The sequence below is a fragment of the Marinomonas sp. genome (assembly GCF_039940335.1).
Lineage (GTDB): Bacteria > Pseudomonadota > Gammaproteobacteria > Pseudomonadales > Marinomonadaceae > Marinomonas.
Map to the genome: position 1 here is coordinate 975,966 of NZ_JBDVGW010000013.1, position 16,385 is coordinate 992,350.

Annotated in this window: 12 protein-coding genes and 2 rRNA genes; 8 read left to right on the forward strand and 6 right to left on the reverse strand. The window is 44.2% G+C overall.

Annotated elements, in window-relative coordinates; translation table 11 throughout:
- The first annotated feature begins 152 nt into the window (after nucleotides 1-152).
- Nucleotides 153-464: a hypothetical protein gene (locus ABJF92_RS14300; RefSeq protein ID WP_446816459.1), complete on the forward strand. Its 312-nt coding sequence runs from the start codon at nucleotides 153-155 to the stop codon at nucleotides 462-464.
- A 30-nt stretch (nucleotides 465-494) separates the two neighbouring features.
- Here the strand turns inward: ABJF92_RS14300 and ABJF92_RS14305 are convergent, their stop codons facing one another.
- Nucleotides 495-2,012 carry a Ppx/GppA phosphatase family protein gene (locus ABJF92_RS14305; protein ID WP_446816460.1) on the reverse strand — a complete coding sequence of 506 codons (1,518 nt, stop codon included), beginning with the start codon at nucleotides 2,010-2,012 and terminating at the stop codon, nucleotides 495-497.
- Between the two features lie 495 nt (nucleotides 2,013-2,507).
- Here ABJF92_RS14305 and rho point away from each other — a divergent pair, with 495 nt between their 5' ends.
- Nucleotides 2,508-3,773: a transcription termination factor Rho gene (gene rho / locus ABJF92_RS14310; RefSeq protein ID WP_446816476.1), complete on the forward strand. Its 1,266-nt coding sequence runs from the start codon at nucleotides 2,508-2,510 to the stop codon at nucleotides 3,771-3,773.
- Nucleotides 3,774-3,903: 130 nt separating this feature from the next.
- Nucleotides 3,904-4,632 (forward strand): NAD(P)H-flavin reductase, encoded by a 729-nt coding sequence (locus ABJF92_RS14315; RefSeq protein ID WP_446816461.1) that lies wholly within the window; start codon nucleotides 3,904-3,906, stop codon nucleotides 4,630-4,632.
- Between the two features lie 80 nt (nucleotides 4,633-4,712).
- On the opposite strand, the gene ABJF92_RS14320 is transcribed toward ABJF92_RS14315, so the two are convergent.
- The 3 genes from ABJF92_RS14320 to hslO all read right to left on the reverse strand — a co-directional run bounded on the left by ABJF92_RS14320 (nucleotide 4,713) and on the right by hslO (nucleotide 7,926).
- Nucleotides 4,713-4,982 (reverse strand): YfcL family protein, encoded by a 270-nt coding sequence (locus tag ABJF92_RS14320; protein WP_446816462.1) that lies wholly within the window; start codon nucleotides 4,980-4,982, stop codon nucleotides 4,713-4,715.
- 82 nt (nucleotides 4,983-5,064) lie between these two features.
- Complete coding sequence (mqo, locus tag ABJF92_RS14325) at nucleotides 5,065-6,543, reverse strand: malate dehydrogenase (quinone) (RefSeq protein WP_446816463.1); 1,479 nt, start codon at nucleotides 6,541-6,543, stop codon at nucleotides 5,065-5,067.
- A gap of 498 nt (nucleotides 6,544-7,041) precedes the next feature.
- Entirely contained in the window at nucleotides 7,042-7,926 is an 885-nt protein-coding gene (hslO, locus tag ABJF92_RS14330) for an Hsp33 family molecular chaperone HslO (RefSeq protein ID WP_446816464.1), read from the reverse strand.
- Between the two features lie 222 nt (nucleotides 7,927-8,148).
- Here hslO and ABJF92_RS14335 point away from each other — a divergent pair, with 222 nt between their 5' ends.
- From ABJF92_RS14335 to ABJF92_RS14355, 5 genes are all read left to right on the forward strand, one after another.
- Complete coding sequence (locus tag ABJF92_RS14335) at nucleotides 8,149-10,065, forward strand: ATP-binding cassette domain-containing protein (protein ID WP_446816465.1); 1,917 nt, start codon at nucleotides 8,149-8,151, stop codon at nucleotides 10,063-10,065.
- Between the two features lie 86 nt (nucleotides 10,066-10,151).
- Nucleotides 10,152-11,144 (forward strand): porphobilinogen synthase, encoded by a 993-nt coding sequence (gene hemB, locus ABJF92_RS14340; RefSeq protein ID WP_446816466.1) that lies wholly within the window; start codon nucleotides 10,152-10,154, stop codon nucleotides 11,142-11,144.
- A 120-nt stretch (nucleotides 11,145-11,264) separates the two neighbouring features.
- Nucleotides 11,265-13,481: a polyphosphate kinase 1 gene (gene ppk1, locus ABJF92_RS14345; RefSeq protein ID WP_446816467.1), complete on the forward strand. Its 2,217-nt coding sequence runs from the start codon at nucleotides 11,265-11,267 to the stop codon at nucleotides 13,479-13,481.
- 205 nt (nucleotides 13,482-13,686) lie between these two features.
- The gene (locus ABJF92_RS14350; RefSeq protein ID WP_446816468.1) at nucleotides 13,687-14,256 is read left to right on the forward strand and encodes a cytochrome b; all 570 of its coding nucleotides are present in this window, start codon (nucleotides 13,687-13,689) and stop codon (nucleotides 14,254-14,256) included.
- The gene (locus ABJF92_RS14355; protein ID WP_446816469.1) at nucleotides 14,253-14,834 is read left to right on the forward strand and encodes a YceI family protein; all 582 of its coding nucleotides are present in this window, start codon (nucleotides 14,253-14,255) and stop codon (nucleotides 14,832-14,834) included. The genes ABJF92_RS14350 and ABJF92_RS14355 overlap by 4 nt, the downstream gene beginning before the upstream one ends.
- 859 nt (nucleotides 14,835-15,693) lie before the next feature.
- Here ABJF92_RS14355 and rrf read toward each other — a convergent pair.
- Together rrf and ABJF92_RS14365 are read right to left on the reverse strand one after the other, a co-directional pair.
- Nucleotides 15,694-15,808: ribosomal RNA gene (gene rrf, locus ABJF92_RS14360) — 5S ribosomal RNA — on the reverse strand.
- Between the two features lie 162 nt (nucleotides 15,809-15,970).
- Nucleotides 15,971-16,385: ribosomal RNA gene (locus tag ABJF92_RS14365) — 23S ribosomal RNA — on the reverse strand; the annotation flags it as partial.

The window sequence follows — 16,385 nt, forward strand, 5'->3', positions numbered from 1 at the left end:
GCGTTAACGCCTACTGACAAAAGTCAATTTAGCAAAAATAATACTGGCTGGATTTCAGTCACTAAAAAGACAAACGTCTGCTATAAATTGGAGGTTGTTTTTTATGTGCTATTGGCTAATAATTAAACGACTTCAGACTTTTGGGGACTGTTGTGACTATTTCAAATGTAACGAATCATTCTTGGCACCAAATGCTGCCCACGCCTTCCGTAGCAGTAGAGAATAACTCGGCCCAAAATCAGCAAGCCTATAAAGAGAGCGATTCGATTCAGCTTTCTGACTATGCTAAATCCCTTCTAGATAACGCCAATAGCCAGTCGTCTTCTTCTCAACAAGAGGAACAAGAAGCACCTCATAATGAATCGATCCAAGTATCTTCCAGTGTTGGTCGATCTTCACGTATCAATGGTTTAAGTCGCGAAGAAGCGGTGGACCTGTATCGCTCAATCGAGCGGTTATCCTAATTGATTCCGCTCGATCAAACCTTCTTGGCTCTAACTAAAAGTAAGCGTGTAACCACTGCCACTTAGTAGCTCGGCTTCTCGTTGCAAGTTTGCCAAGGTAAGCGGACGACTGTCTAACCACTCTGCCAAAAACTCTATGTGCAAGTTTTTACCATCGGCTTTTAAAGAGAAAATAGGCATATCTCCTTCTTTACGATCGTGGTGTAGCAAGATAGACAAACGCAATAAAATCGACAAACGATCTAGATCTTGCTGGTCACTTTTAGCAAAGCGAAAGTCGAGTGACTGAGTAAATTTACGACGGTGGCGCAAAATTAAATTGGCGAGAGCTTGCTGCTCCTGTTGAGAGAAGCCGGGCATATCCGATTCACTAATAATATAAGCCCCATGCTTATGATATCGGCTATGAGAAATACCAAGTCCAACTTCATGCATAAGCCCTGCCCAGCGTAACAAGTCCTCACTAGAGATATTATCCAGCTGCCATTTTTCTTTCACTTGAGCCAAAGCGGACAACGCTGTATGAGTAACTAACTTCGCCTGCTCCGTGTCTATATGATATTGATTTAGGACGTAATTAACGGTGCGTTCACGGATATCGGTTTCAGCATAACGACCCATTATGTCATACAGAACCCCTTCACGAAGAGCACCAACAGAAAAATCCATTTGCTTAATATCGAAACATTCGAACACGGCTATTAAGATGGCAATACCCGCCGCAATCGTATTTTTCCGCTCTGGCTTCAAGCCTGGGAAATCCACTTTATCTGGGTGCCCTGCCGCTAATAATAGTTTCTGGATCTGCTTCAAAGACTTGAGGGTAACGCCTTTTTTGCTCCAGTTATTTTCACGGATAATATTGAAAGCCGCCTTAATAGTGCCTGATGAGCCAATGGCTATGTCCCATTGTTCGTCGAGGTAATCATCTTGGATACTTAATAATTCTAGGCGGGCAGCAGTAATGGCTTTTTGAAAATTGGACTTGGTTATTTCACCTTCTGGGAAGAAGCGTTTGGTATAACTCACACACCCCATATGCAAACTTTCAGTGAGAATAGGCTCAAGCTGCTGTCCGATAATGAATTCTGTACTACCACCACCAATATCAACCACCAGCTTTTTCGCATCGCCATGATCCATGGTGCGGGACACCCCCACAAAGATAAGGCGGGCTTCTTCTCGTCCAGCAATGATCTCAACTGGATGGCTCATGATGTCCATCGCTTTGCCAATGAAATTATATTTATTCTTAGCCACACGCAAAGCGTTTGTACCGACGACACGTACCGAGCCAGGAGGTAAATCTTCAATGGCTTGAGCAAACTGGGATAAACAGTCCAACCCTCTTTTTTGTGATTCATCATCAAGGTGACCATTGACTAGCCCAGCGGCTAATTGCACCTTCTCGCCGTATTCAGCAATAATCCTCAATTGACCATGAGTTACTTGCGCAATGACCATATGAAAACTGTTCGATCCAAGATCAATGGCCGCGATTTTTTCGAAAGGAAAGTCATGAGATTGTTGCAAAAAGAGTGATTGCATCCGTTAGCCTTCTTTGCCGTGGTCTTATTTAAAACCCGAGTATATCAGTTACTCGACTAAAATCATTAGCAGCAAACAAGGCACCTTTTTGGAGTTATTAGGCTTTTTATAAGGTGAGTCCGGACATATAAGTACAATTAGAGTCATTTCAAACAAATTACGTTAAAAATTGATCAAAAAAATGCCAAAAATCAATTTTTCCGAGGTTTCACTATAGACCTCGCCTTTAAGTCGAACTATAGTAAGTGTGTTCTTGATACTTTTTGAAACTATTTCAATTTGGCTCAAGATTCCAATCAAACGTTTTTTGCTATATAGATTTGTCCTTTGGGGTCCTTCAATTTAGAACAAACTGCATAATTATTTGTTCAAAATTTGAAAACTTCATAGCTAATATTAAAATCATACTTCCAAACACAAATTAGCGTTTCAATATTTTTCACTAACACTAATTCCGTCAATTTTCCTCACATGAGCCAGCGCAAACATCCGTATATGAACCTTACCGAATTAAAACAGAAATCAGTACATGAACTATTAGATATCGCAGCAGAAGTCGGCATAGACAATATGGCCCGCTCTCGCAAACAAGACGTTATCTTTTCCATTCTTAAGCGACATGCGAAAGGTGGGGAAGACATATACGGCGATGGTATCTTGGAAATCCTGCAAGACGGCTTTGGCTTTTTGCGATCCCCTGACAGCTCTTACTTAGCAGGTCCGGACGACATTTATGTATCTCCAAGTCAGATCCGTCGCTTCAACCTGCGCACAGGTGATACGATTGCGGGAAAAATCCGTCCACCCAAAGACGGTGAGCGTTACTTCGCACTCCTAAAAGTTAACGAAATTAACTTTGATAAACCTGAAAGCGTTCGTAACAAAATTCTTTTTGAAAACCTGACCCCTTTGTTCCCAGACGAACGCCTTATTATGGAAGCGGGTAACGGCTCTACTGAAGATGTCACTTCTAGAATTATTGATCTTGTTGCCCCAATGGGTAAAGGTCAGCGTGCTTTGGTGGTTTCTCCACCTAAAGCCGGTAAAACCTTCATGTTGCAAAACATCGCTAACGCCATCACACGCAATACACCTGAGTGTGACCTGATTGTTCTATTGATCGACGAACGCCCTGAAGAAGTAACCGAAATGACCCGTACCGTTCGCGGTGAAGTGGTCGCTTCTACTTTTGATGAACCACCAACCCGTCACGTACAGGTTGCAGAAATGGTGATCGAAAAAGCGAAACGCCTAGTAGAACATAAACGTGACGTGGTGATCTTGCTTGACTCGATTACGCGTCTGGCCCGAGCTTACAACACTGTTATCCCATCCTCTGGTAAAGTTTTAACAGGTGGTGTGGATGCCAATGCTCTAGAACGCCCTAAACGTTTCTTTGGTGCGGCTCGTAACATCGAAGAAGGCGGCAGCTTAACCATTATTGCGACAGCACTGGTTGATACTGGTTCGAAAATGGACGAGGTTATCTTCGAGGAGTTTAAAGGTACAGGTAACTCTGAACTTCACCTTGATCGTAAGATTGCTGAAAAGCGTACCTTCCCTGCGATTAACATTCGTCGCTCTGGTACACGTCGTGAAGACCTACTTACCTCAGAAGATGAACTACAACGCATGTGGATCCTTCGTAAGTTACTGAATCCTATGGAAGATGTTGCTGCGACTGAGTTCTTGATTGACCGTTTACGTGTCACTAAGACCAATGATGAGTTCTTCGAATCTATGAAAGGCAAAAACAAGTAAATTTACTTGTTAGGTGCCCATAAAGCCACTTATTGAAAGTGGCTTTTTTTTAGCTAAGTTATCAAACTAATCGTCCCAGTGATTTATGATGGTTACCTAACCCAACTTCGACTGGTATTGGAGTAGTCTAGTGAAAGACGTCATTGCACAAGTACAAGGTGTTGAGCTGATCAATCAGAATGTTTATCAGGTCAACCTAGAGATTGCCGATACACAATTTATTGCCGGTCAATATTTAATGATCGTGCTACCTACAGGTGAGCAAGTGCCTTATTCTATCGGTAGTGCCCCTAACGAATTACCTAATCTCACGCTTTATATTCTTGTCTCGGATCCTGAGTCCTTGGCCCATAAAGTCGTTGAGCACATTCAAAACAACCCTTCTATCACAGTGAAAATGCCTGGCGGTGACTGCCACCTTGAAAATGGCATGTTAAATTCACCAGCCGAACACATTCTTTTGATTGCTGGCGGCACAGGTTTTTCTCAAATTAAAAGCCTACATGACACCTTAGTAGCCAACCAATTTGCGGGAAAAATTTCCGTTTACTGGGGGCTTCGCACGGTTACCGATGTATTTGCCAAGCCATGGCTTGAAGCGATTGCTGAGCAGCCAAATGTGTCGCTTAACGTGATCGTTAACGACCCAAGCCCTGAGTGGCAAGGTCGTACCGGCTGGTTATATGAGTCAGTACTCGCCGACCATGCTGATTTAAGCCAATATAAAGCGGTAATTAGTGGTTCTGTTGGTATGGTCTACGGCACGTTAGACCAACTTGAACTGAAGGGTCTAAGCAAGGACAACTGCTATTCAGATGTGTTCGCCTACGCGCCACATCCTGACAAACCTCAGCTTTAAGAAGTCGCTTAAGTTGATACATACAAAAAAACCGAAGCTTAGCTTCGGTTTTCTTTTGCAAAATATAAGTTGAATTAAACCTATATCGTTCCGCAAGTTTGCTGCCAAAGAGCAAGAATTTGTTGTTGATCACTCTCAATAACGCCTTCAGACTCCAGTGTGTCTTTAAGTGTATTTTCAAAAGCGATATCGAAAGCTTGCTGACCTTCCCCTTCTGCATTGCCATGTAAACCTAACAAGCCCAGTAAGTAAGCACAGTAAAATAACTGATCTCCCTCTTCTGCTTGATGTTCAAATTCTCTTAATGTGTCGCATAGCTGATCTGCGCGCTCAGCAAAAGTCATGGTCATAAATTTCTCTGTCGTAAATAGAAAGCTAATGTAAAAATAAAAAAAGCTGAGCAGGGCTCAGCTTTTTGATCGTAAAAAATGGTTACGGCTTAAGGTTCAATGTACTTAGCGTACGCTCACGGATCGACAATAGAAGATCTGTGTTTTCCACAAGAGACTGGCCGTAAGAAGGGACCATCTCTTTCAGTTTGGCTTGCCAAGACTCTGAAGCAATCTTTTCTGGGAAGCTGCGCTCTAATATACCGATCATGGTGTTCACTGTCGTAGAAGCGCCCGGTGAAGCCCCTAGTAAAGCCGCTAAAGAACCGTCTTCTGTAACAATGGCTTCCGTTCCGAACTCTAACTTACCCACGCCTTGAGCGTCTTTCTTGATAATTTGTACCCTTTGACCGGCGTAAGCGAGGGACCAATCGTCATCTTTTGCTTCTGGGTAAAAATTACGAAGTGAATTACAACGATCTTTATGAGATTGCATTACTTCCCCAATCAGATAGCGAGTAAGGTCCATGTTGTTCTTACCAACACTCAGCATTGGTTTTAAGTTATCTAGCTGAATACTCTTTGGTAGATCAAAGAAAGAACCTGTTTTCAAGAATTTAGTCGTGAAACCAGCAAAAGGACCAAACAATATGGCTTTCTTGCCATCAATGATACGAGTATCAAGATGAGGAACAGACATTGGTGGCGCACCAATTGGTGCTGCACCGTATACTTTTGCATGATGTTGTTCAACCAATTCAGGCTTTTCACACACCAACCATTGACCACTTACCGGGAAACCACCGTAGCCTTTGCTTTCCTTCACACCAGCTTTTTGTAGCAATGGTAAAGCTCCACCGCCCGCACCTAAGAATACAAATTTAGCATTGACCGTTTTGCACTGACCATTTTGATCAATCACCACATCCCAACTGCCGTCGGCTTGCTGGCTTAGCTTTTCAACTTGGCTATTTAAACTCAAATCAAAGCCTTCAGATTGCTCTAGGTATTTGCCCATACTACGAGCAATTGCACCAAAGTTAACGTCTGTACCATGCTCAACACGAGTCGCCGCTAAAGGCTCCTTTATGTCGCGGTTTTGCATTATCAAAGGCATCCACTTGCTCAGCTCTTCTTTGTCCTCGCTGTACTGCATGCCTTGAAACGCTGGGTGCGCACTCATCGCTTCATAACGTGCTTTTAATTTCGCTACGTTACTCTCTCCCCAAACAAAACTTTGATGAGGAACGCGCTGAATAAATTCTTGTGGGGTAGGCATTTTGCCTTGCTCAACAAGGTAAGACCAGAATTGTAAGCTCACTTCAAAAGCGGCGTTGATATTGACAGCTTTATCAATATTCACCGTGCCATCAGCATTTTCAGATGTATAGTTTAGTTCACAATAAGCGGCATGGCCGGTACCAGCATTATTCCAGCCATCCGTACTTTCTTTGGCAATACTACCTAAGCGCTCAACCATAGTGAGTGTCATACTTGGGTCTAATTGCTTAAGTAACATCCCTAGGGTTGTGCTCATAGCACCACCCCCGACTAATAAAACGTCTACAGAGTTTGAGGTCATATGATTTCGCCGTGTAGTAGCTAATTATGAATTTGAAAGCGATAGAAAAAAGAGGCTTTTGGCCGGCACTATTGAATATCATCTAAATAAACCTAGTGTTTTTTTTATCACTCTCCTCTGAACGTCTTTGCTTGTTAATGGGCATCAACAAGTCAAAAAACGAACAACCTAACAAGGATTCTAAGCAGGTCAGCTCGATTATACGGATTTTAAAGGCAATGTCTTGGGGCGAAAATGGAAGAATACCGATAGTAAGGCAATATCATCGCCGAATCGACCGAATAACCATAACAGATACTTGTAACACCATGAATATAAATGGATTTTTGTGTTTTTTTAGGGTTTTACAAAGGATTTTAAAGAAATGAAAATAGTCGGAATAAATATAAAAAATCTTACTACTCTATCGCCTTAGTATTGCGTTGAAAAAGGTGGTTAAAACAGACTATTTAAGCGCAAGTCCTATGATAAAACTTGCACTTAAACATAAAGCAGGCGCTAGTGCGTTTGCGCTTGATCCCCCAGCAGGCCTTCAAAGTCTGTTCCACTAAACGAATAATGTTCTGCACAGAATTGACAGTCTACTTGTATCGCTTCCTGCTCGATCAATAGTTCACGAATCTCTTCTGCGCCAATGGACAACACAGCTTCTAGCGTACGCTGGCGTGAACAAGAGCAGCCAAATTGCATGCTTTTGGTTTCGTACAATCGTATCTCTTCTTCATGGTACAAACGATGCAGTAGCTCTTCGGTTTCTAGACCCACAAGCTCTTCTTCACTTACAGTAGAAGCCAAATGCGTTAAACGTGTCCAGGCGTCTTCGTCGTCTTCCTTCGCTTGTTCTTCTGGTAAGCGCTGCAAGAACAAGCCGCCACACTGAACGCCATTAGCAGCCAACCAGATGCGGCTAGGAAGCTGCTCAGATTGGAAGAAATACTGTTCAAGACTTTCTGCCAATGTCTCACCAGTCACTTCCACAATACCTTGGTAAGTTTGACCATTACGGGGTGCGATGGTAATGACCAAGTAACCGCCTTCAAGCAGGTCTTTTAAAGAGATCGTCTCCGGAACAGGCTGGTCTTCTTGCCATTGCACAATACCACGTAGATTCTGCTTTTCATCACATTCTGTCATCAAGGTAGATAAAAAGCCGTTACCCTTGGCTTGTAATGATAAGACGCCGTCGATCTTGATGATGTCACGCAACAGCGCAATCGCAGCGACAAATTCACCCAGCAGTTTTTCTAATACTAGTGGATATTCTTTACGTTTAATGATGTCTTGATAGGCACTGTTTAATAGCACTCGTTCGCCACGTACATTGGTGTGGTCGAAAGAAAAGCGCTGAATTTCGTTTACCGTTAAATTATTCAAAAAATTCACCCTGCACTGTATTTCAGTGCGTTCAAACTGTTTTACGTTATTACCGGCTATTTTACCTCTGAGTCATCTATTCATCCACTTTAAAGCATGGATAAACTGGGAATATTCTTGTCTATGCTATTTCGTTTCCCTGTGCAGCACTCTAAAATGCCAAACCATATATTCAAAGCATTGGCAGCTATTATTCCTGCCCGTAATCGACATAAGAGACACGCTGTTTTTATGATTCAATTTACTGAAGTTAGTTTGCAACGAGGCACCCAGTTTTTACTAGAAGATGCCAACATGACCATTTTTGAGGGGCAAAAAGTCGGTCTCATTGGTGCCAACGGGGCGGGTAAATCTTCCTTGTTTGCGATGGTACGTGGCGATCTAAGCGCTGATACCGGAGAGGTTATTTTACCAGGACAACGTCGTATCGCCTTTATGGCGCAGGAAGTTCATGAAAGTCAGCGTAGCGCTCTCGACTATTGTTTGGACGGTGACGAAAATCTACGCAACATTGAAGCCAATATCAGCAAAGCCAAGGCAGATAATGATGATAATGCCCACGCCACGTGGTTAGGAGAATACGAAAGCGCTCAGGGTTACACAGCACAATCTCGTGGGGAAACTCTGTTACAAGGTCTCGGGTTTAAAATGTCTGACATGCAGCGTCCTGTTTCGGATTTTTCTGGTGGGTGGCGTATTCGTCTGAATCTAGCTAAGGCTCTAATGTGCCCATCAGAGGTATTACTTTTGGACGAGCCTACCAACCACTTGGACCTTGATGCCGTTATGTGGTTAGAAAACTGGCTGCGTCAATATCCAGGTACCTTGCTACTTATCTCTCACGATAGGGATTTCATTGATGGTATTTGTAGCCATATCGTTCACCTTTATCAAAAACATTTGACGCTCTATAAAGGTAATTATTCCGATTACGAACGCCAACGGGCTGAACATCTCGCCCAACAGCAAGCCAACTTTGAAAAACAACAAACCAAGCGAGCACACTTACAACAGTATGTAGATCGCTTTCGCTATAAGGCCGACAAAGCGAAACAAGCCCAAAGCCGCTTGCGTATGCTGGAAAAAATGGAGCTCATTGGCCCAGCTCATATTGACTCTCAATTTGAATTTAGCATTCCATTCGCGGATAAAACTTCTCAGCAACTGGTGGACTTATCACAAGCAGATCTAGGCTACCTATCTACTAGCCAGCAACCTATTGTCCAGTTGGCAAACACGAACTTCACCTTACGCGATGGTCAGCGTATTGGTCTGCTCGGCCCTAATGGCGCGGGTAAATCCACACTGATTAAATCCCTTGTCGGTGAAATCAAACTTTTATCAGGCAATCGTGTCTGTGGTGAAAACCTAAAGATAGGATATTTTTCCCAACATCAGCTTAGTGCTCTTGATCTAGAAGCGTCACCTCTACTGCATATTCAGAGGTTGACACCTAAGGTACTGGAAAATGAAATCCGTCGTTACCTAGGTGGTTTTGGCTTTATTGGCGATGATGCTCTGCGCCCAGTCAAAGGCTTTTCTGGGGGAGAAAAAGCGCGCTTGGCTCTTTCGTTAATCACTTGGACTAAACCAAACCTACTGGTACTCGATGAGCCGACTAACCACTTGGATTTGGAAATGCGTCAAGCCTTAACCGAGGCGTTGCAAGCTTTCCCCGGTGCCATTTTGTTGGTCTCCCACGATAGACACTTATTAAACAGTACTGTTGATGAATTTTATCTAGTGGCCGACAACAAGGTGCAAGCCTTTGACGGGGATCTCGCCGCTTATCATCAATGGCTACAAGCTCGCCAACTTGCTGCGATACAAGGCGACGCGCCTGTCAGCAGCCATGAAAAAGTCGACCGCAAAGAAGAGCGCCGTAAAGCCGCTGAATTAAGGGAAAAGCTGCGCCCTCTTCGTAAGCAAATCGAAAAACATGAAAAGGCTATGCAGACCGCTCAGCAACATCTCGATAAAATTGCCGATGAAATGGGAGATTCTGCACTCTATGAAGCGGAACAAAAAGATAAGCTGCAGAGCCTATTAGCGGATGAAGCCAAATGGAAAAAAGCCTTAGACGAAAGCGAAGAAGCTTGGTTTGAAGCCCAAGAGACCTTAGAAGAGGCCGAAAGTCAGTTAACTTAGCTGGCAAAAAAGTAGAATATAACCATTGACTTAAAACTGTCACATACACAAAGTACATTAACACACACTTAAATAGGAGATAATGGATGACCTTTCCATTTACCCGCATGCGCCGTATGCGAAAAGATGATTTTTCTCGTCGCTTAATGCGTGAGAATCGTCTCAGCTGTGATGACTTAATCTACCCGATGTTTGTCATTGAAGGTGAAAATACGCGCCAGGTAATTCCTTCCATGCCGGGTATTGAACGTGTCAGCATTGATCTATTACTCAAAGAAGCCGCAGAACTAGTCGAACTAGGCATCCCTATGGTGGCCTTATTTCCTGTGGTGGATGAGCCACAAAAGTCCTTACTTGCCGAAGAGTCCTATAACCCTGACGGCCTTGCCCAGCGCGCTGTACGAGCACTTAAAGAAGCCTTTCCTGAGTTAGGTGTGATGACAGATGTAGCCCTTGACCCATTCACTACCCATGGTCAAGACGGCATTATCGATGACAGCGGCTACGTACTTAATGAGATCACTGTTGAGGTTCTGGTCAAACAGGCGCTTTCCCATGCAGAAGCAGGTGCCGATGTGGTCGCGCCTTCTGACATGATGGATGGCCGTATTGGCGCAGTTCGTGAAGCTCTTGAGACATCTGGCTTTATTTATACCCGCATTATGGCTTATGCCGCCAAATACGCTTCCGCCTACTATGGACCATTCAGAGATGCTGTTGGCTCTAGCGGTAATCTTGGTAAAGGCAATAAATTTACCTACCAGATGGACCCTGCTAATTCCGATGAAGCTTTACGGGAAGTGATGCTTGATCTTGATGAAGGCGCAGACATGGTCATGGTAAAACCAGGCATGCCTTACTTAGATGTAGTGCGTAGAGTAAAAACAGAATTACAAGTACCTACCTTTGCTTATCAAGTAAGTGGTGAGTATGCGATGCAAATGGCCGCCTTTGAAAATGGTTGGCTCGATAAAAACAGCGTCATGATGGAATCATTGCTAGCGTTCAAACGCGCTGGTGCTGATGGCATCCTGACATATTTTGCAAAAGATGCAGCCCGTCTGTTAAAAGGCCAATAAGCGTTCGATAGGCTAACAGGCTGTGCTATTGTTATAGGTTAGTTAATACTTACTCTAGCGTAAGATTAACGACGGTAATACCATAATTTTTAAGACGGTATTTGGGAGTTAATAAAACACATGTCTGACCAGTCTGAAGTAGAAAATATAGAGATTCATCCTGCTGTCATCGCCGAAGTTGACGCAGAAGAATTAGTACTTGAACCCATTCCGGAACAGCCTAAAAATGCCAGTAACGTGGCGATAGAAAAGCGCTTACCCGAAGAGATTGATTTGGCCGATCCCGAGTTGTATTTCAACCGTGAATTAAGCCACCTACAATTTAACGCTCGAGTACTAGAACAGGCGATGGATGAAAACCATCCAATCTTAAATCGCCTAATGTTCCTATGTATTTTCAGCTCTAACATGGACGAGTTTTTTGAGATTCGTGTTGCGGGCTTAAAAAGCCAAGTGGAATACAGCCGTGAAGAAAACGGTCCTGATGGCATGCACCCAAAGCAGGTTTTAAAGCTCATTAGTGAACGCGCCCACAGACTGGTTCGCCGTCAGTACAAAATCCTAAACGACATAATCTTCCCTAAGTTAGCAGAAGAAAACATTCGCTTTATTCGCCGCTCTTTGTGGACAGAAAAGCAATCTGCTTGGGTGAAAAAATACTTTAATGACAATGCGTTACCTGTCATCAGCCCAATCGGCTTAGACCCAACTCACCCCTTCCCTCGCCTGGCTAACAAAACCTTCAACTTCGTTGTAGAGCTAGAAGGGCGTGATGCTTTTGGTCGTGAAAATGGCTTAGCCATTGTCCCTGCGCCGAGTTCACTACCACGTTTGGTGAAACTACCAGATGACGTGTGTGAAGGGGGCGACAACATGGTCTTCCTTTCATCTATCATCCACGCCCATGCGGACCAGCTTTTTCCAGGCATGACTGTTAAAGGGTGTTTCCAGTTCCGTCTAACGCGTAACGCTGACCTTGAAGTGGATTCCGATGATATTGGGGTCGATTTGGCAGGTGCTCTACGAACAGAATTACAAAGCCGCCATTATGGTAGTTCGGTACGTTTAGAGATCGCGGACAACTGCCCTGAGCACATCGTTGACTCCTTACTTAAACAGTTCGACTTAGAACAAGCAGACTTATATCGTACTGATGGCCCAGTTAACCTTAGCCGTTTGATGGCCGTGCTAGATTTAGTTGATCGTGGCGATCTAATGTACTCACCCTTCTCTCCTGGCTTACCAAGAAAACTCGCTAATGCGGGGACTATTTTTGAAGCGATTAGACAACGTGACTATCTGTTAATGCACCCCTTTGAAAGCTTTGCACCTGTAATTGACTTACTAAGTGAAGCGGCCAAAGATCCAAAAGTGGTGGCCATTCGGCAAACTCTCTACCGCACGGGGGCACGTTCCCCTATCGCTAATGCCTTAGTAGAAGCGGCACGAAACGGTAAGGAAGTGACCGTTGTCATCGAATTGCGAGCACGCTTCGATGAAGCAGAAAACTTGGCCCTTGCCAGCCGCTTACAGGACGCAGGCGCCATTGTCGTTTACGGTGTGGTTCGCCACAAGACACACGCAAAAATGATCATAATCGTACGTCGTGAAGGCTCCGAGCTGAATCGCTACGTACACCTAGGTACAGGTAACTACCACGCGGGGAATGCACGCCTTTATACAGATTACAGTTTCTTAACGTGTGATAAAGAAATTGGTGATGATGTACATCGTGTGTTCCAGCAACTTACCGGTATGAGCAAAGAGCTTAAAGTTAAGAAACTGCTTCACGCTCCCTTCACCTTACGTGATCGCTTATTGGAAATGGTAGCCCGCGAAGCGGAAAATGCTCGCAACGGCGAACCCGCGCGCATCATTATTAAGGTCAACTCATTGACTGAACAACGCCTAGTGCAAGCACTATATAAGGCATCTCAGGCCGGGGTGAAAATCGATCTAATCGTTCGAGGTATTTGTACTTTACGCCCGGGTGTCAAAGGTGTTTCTTCGAACATACGAGTACGCAGTATCATTGGTCGCTTCCTTGAGCACACCCGTGTTTACTACTTCTACAACAATCGTAACCCGCAAGTCTATCTATCCAGTGCCGATGGTATGGAGCGTAACTTGAATAATCGTGTGGAAGTCGCCTTCCCAATTCAAGACTTCAAATTGGCACGACGAGTGAAGAAAGAGTTGGAGTTTTATCTATCCGATAACACGCAGAGTTGGTTGCTGCAAAGCGATGGCTCTTATCAACTCTCGAAACCTAGAAAAGATGAGTATCGCAGTGCTCAGCGCACCTTACTTAACGATCTCGCCAACAGCGTACGCTAGTATCGCTTTCAGTTCATAAAATCAGCCTTCGGGCTGATTTTTTATTTGGGGGTACAAATAACTTTCAATTTATGCGAAAAGCCTTCATAAAGCTTAATAAGCCTTAAGCAATAAAGATGATAAGCTTTACGAACTCTTCGCTGAATTCGCTGTCCAATTTATCATCAAGGCTAAAAGCACATACTATCAAAACGGATGAGAATATATGCGTTTCGTCAAACACTACAAAAACAGTGACACTCAATGGGGCTGGACAAGCATCCTCCTACATTGGTTACTAGCCGTCGCCATCATTGGTCTATTTGCCCTAGGCTTATACATGACAGACCTGAGTTACTACGACTCGTTTTATACCCTAGGTCCACAAATTCATGAAGCCATCGGCATACTAGTCCTACTTTTCATGGTGTATCGCCTGATTTGGCGGATGATCAACAAAACCCCTAAACCACCAGAGAAAAACAGCCCTTTTATCAATACCGCTAGCCAAATCGCTCACAAAACCCTTTATTTCATCTGCTTCGTGATTCTATTATCCGGTCTGCTCATCAGCTACGCTGGCGGCCAAGGCATACAGATATTTGAGTGGTTTCGTATACCCGGCCCACAAGATTTCTTTGAAAACCAAGCAAGCTATGCGGGTGAAGTTCACTACTACTCAGCCTTTGCACTGATTGGCTTAGTGATCCTGCATACCTTTGCGGCACTGAAACACCATTGCGTTGATAAAGATAACACTTTAAAAAACATATTAGGACTCAAGGAGAAACCATGAAGAACTTACTAAAGCACAGCCTATTAGGACTATGTATTGCCTCAGCAAGCCTTGCTAATGCTGCAACTTACGTGATTGATGACTCCAAGTCAGGCGCTCACTCACAAATCGACGTAAAAGTTAAACATATCGGTATCAGCTGGGTAAAAGGCCGCTTTAACGACTTTTCAGGTAGCTTTGAATACGACAAAGACAACATCAATGCTTCCAGTGTTGATGTCACCATTCAAACCCAAAGCTTTGACTCAAACCACGCCAAGCGTGACAAACACATCACAGGGTCTGACTACCTAAATGCATCGAAATACCCAACCGCCACGTTCAAAAGTACCAGCATTAGTGACTTAGGCGACGGCAAAGTGAAAGTAGATGGCGACCTTAATCTACACGGTGTGACCAAAGCTATTACATTTGATGCTAACCTAATTGGCGAAGGCGCTTCACCTTGGGGAGACTACCGCGCAGGGTTCGAAGGCTCTGTCGACCTTAAATTTTCAGACTTCGGCATGGACCAAAAACGCATTGGTACAAACGACTTCACCGTAAACATGTTCTTCGAAGGCAAAGCTAAAAAGTAACACCCCCTCAGTACTTTCAGGGCTTATCGAACTTGCATATCTAAGGCGACATTCGATAAGCTCTTTTTCTTACCTTAAACACGTATAAAAGCAAATTAGCCTATACCGTCGATCTCTTACGTTATCATCAACATGATTTGGGCGTCAGCCTGAAGGCGGAACTACGGTTGATCATCAGTATATGTGAAGCTTATCTTGTAGGTTCGGCTTTAGCCGAAAGCGGAGTTGATGGTAGTCCAGCGCAATCATGCAATTTAAAGATTAACCCAAATATCTTCAGTCACCGTGGTCAATGAAAAACTTACGTTATCGTCAACATGATTTCCGCGTCAGCCTGAAGGCGGACCTACGGTTTGTTATCAGTATAAGTCAGGCTGGTTTTGTAGGTTCGGCTTTAGCCGAAGGCGGAATTGATGGCAATCAAGCGCAAACATGCACTCCAAAGATTAACTAAAACATCATCGGTAGCGTGGTTCCTGTGGAACCATTTCCGCATAAATGCGAACCTACGATTGGTTATCAGCATTAATTGGATATGTTGCTTTGAATTAGGGACAGTTGTGGATTTGTATTTACGCTGACGCGTCGAGGCACGAGACAGGCGCAAGTAAATGGAAGGCCACAACCTGCGTGTACCATGGCTCAGAGCGAAAACTCACTAGAAAAAGCACTCAAGAGGTTTTCCGCGTCCCGCTAAAGCGGTACCTACTTTTGGTATGACTGAAACGAAAAAACCCGCTCTGCGTATGCAGAACGGGTTTCTCTTAATTTAAAGCTTGACGACAACCTACTCTCGCATGCGTGTCTGCAATAAAAAACCCCACACAGCGTTGGCTATGTGGGGTTCTCGTATAATTAAGCTTGACGACGACCTACTCTCACATGGGATCCCCCACACTACCATCGGCGATGGCGCTTTTCACTTCTGAGTTCGGGATGGGATCAGGTGGTTCAACGCCTCTATGATCGTCAAGCAATTCTGTTGCGTTCGTTCTGGTGGCTTTCTTTCGTTAGCCGTACCAAAACACGCGAAGACATGCTTGGATCTTTAACAATTCATTTTGAAATAACGTGTATCAAGTATTAAACCAGCTTTGGTTTGTATCGTAATATATGTAAAACCACTTTGGTGTTATATGGTCAAGCCTCACGAGCAATTAGTATTGGTTAGCTCAATGCCTCACAGCACTTACACACCCAACCTATCAACGTCCTAGTCTCGAACGGCTCTTTAGGGGACTTATGTCCCAGTGAGATCTTATCTTGAGGGAGGCTTCCCGCTTAGATGCTTTCAGCGGTTATCCCGTCCGAACATAGCTACCCGGCAATGCCACTGGCGTGACAACCGGAACACCAGAGGTTCGTCCACTCCGGTCCTCTCGTACTAGGAGCAGCTCCTCTCAAATCTCAAACGTCCACGGCAGATAGGGACCGAACTGTCTCACGACGTTCTAAACCCAGCTCGCGTACCACTTTAAATGGCGAACAGCCATACCCTTGGGACCGGCTTCAGCCCCAGGATGTGATGAGCCGACATCGAGGTGCCAAACA

What these genes read in the sequence shown, in the direction of transcription:
- rho (WP_446816476.1), top strand. Translation starts at nt 2,508, where the DNA reads ATGAACCTTACCGAATTAAAACAGAAATCAGTACATGAACTATTAGAT.
- ABJF92_RS14335 (WP_446816465.1), top strand. Translation starts at nt 8,149, where the DNA reads ATGATTCAATTTACTGAAGTTAGTTTGCAACGAGGCACCCAGTTTTTA.
- ABJF92_RS14355 (WP_446816469.1), top strand. Translation starts at nt 14,253, where the DNA reads ATGAAGAACTTACTAAAGCACAGCCTATTAGGACTATGTATTGCCTCA.
- ABJF92_RS14350 (WP_446816468.1), top strand. Translation starts at nt 13,687, where the DNA reads ATGCGTTTCGTCAAACACTACAAAAACAGTGACACTCAATGGGGCTGG.
- mqo (WP_446816463.1), bottom strand. Translation starts at nt 6,543, where the DNA reads ATGACCTCAAACTCTGTAGACGTTTTATTAGTCGGGGGTGGTGCTATG.
- hemB (WP_446816466.1), top strand. Translation starts at nt 10,152, where the DNA reads ATGACCTTTCCATTTACCCGCATGCGCCGTATGCGAAAAGATGATTTT.
- ppk1 (WP_446816467.1), top strand. Translation starts at nt 11,265, where the DNA reads ATGTCTGACCAGTCTGAAGTAGAAAATATAGAGATTCATCCTGCTGTC.
- ABJF92_RS14320 (WP_446816462.1), bottom strand. Translation starts at nt 4,982, where the DNA reads ATGACCATGACTTTTGCTGAGCGCGCAGATCAGCTATGCGACACATTA.
- ABJF92_RS14305 (WP_446816460.1), bottom strand. Translation starts at nt 2,012, where the DNA reads ATGCAATCACTCTTTTTGCAACAATCTCATGACTTTCCTTTCGAAAAA.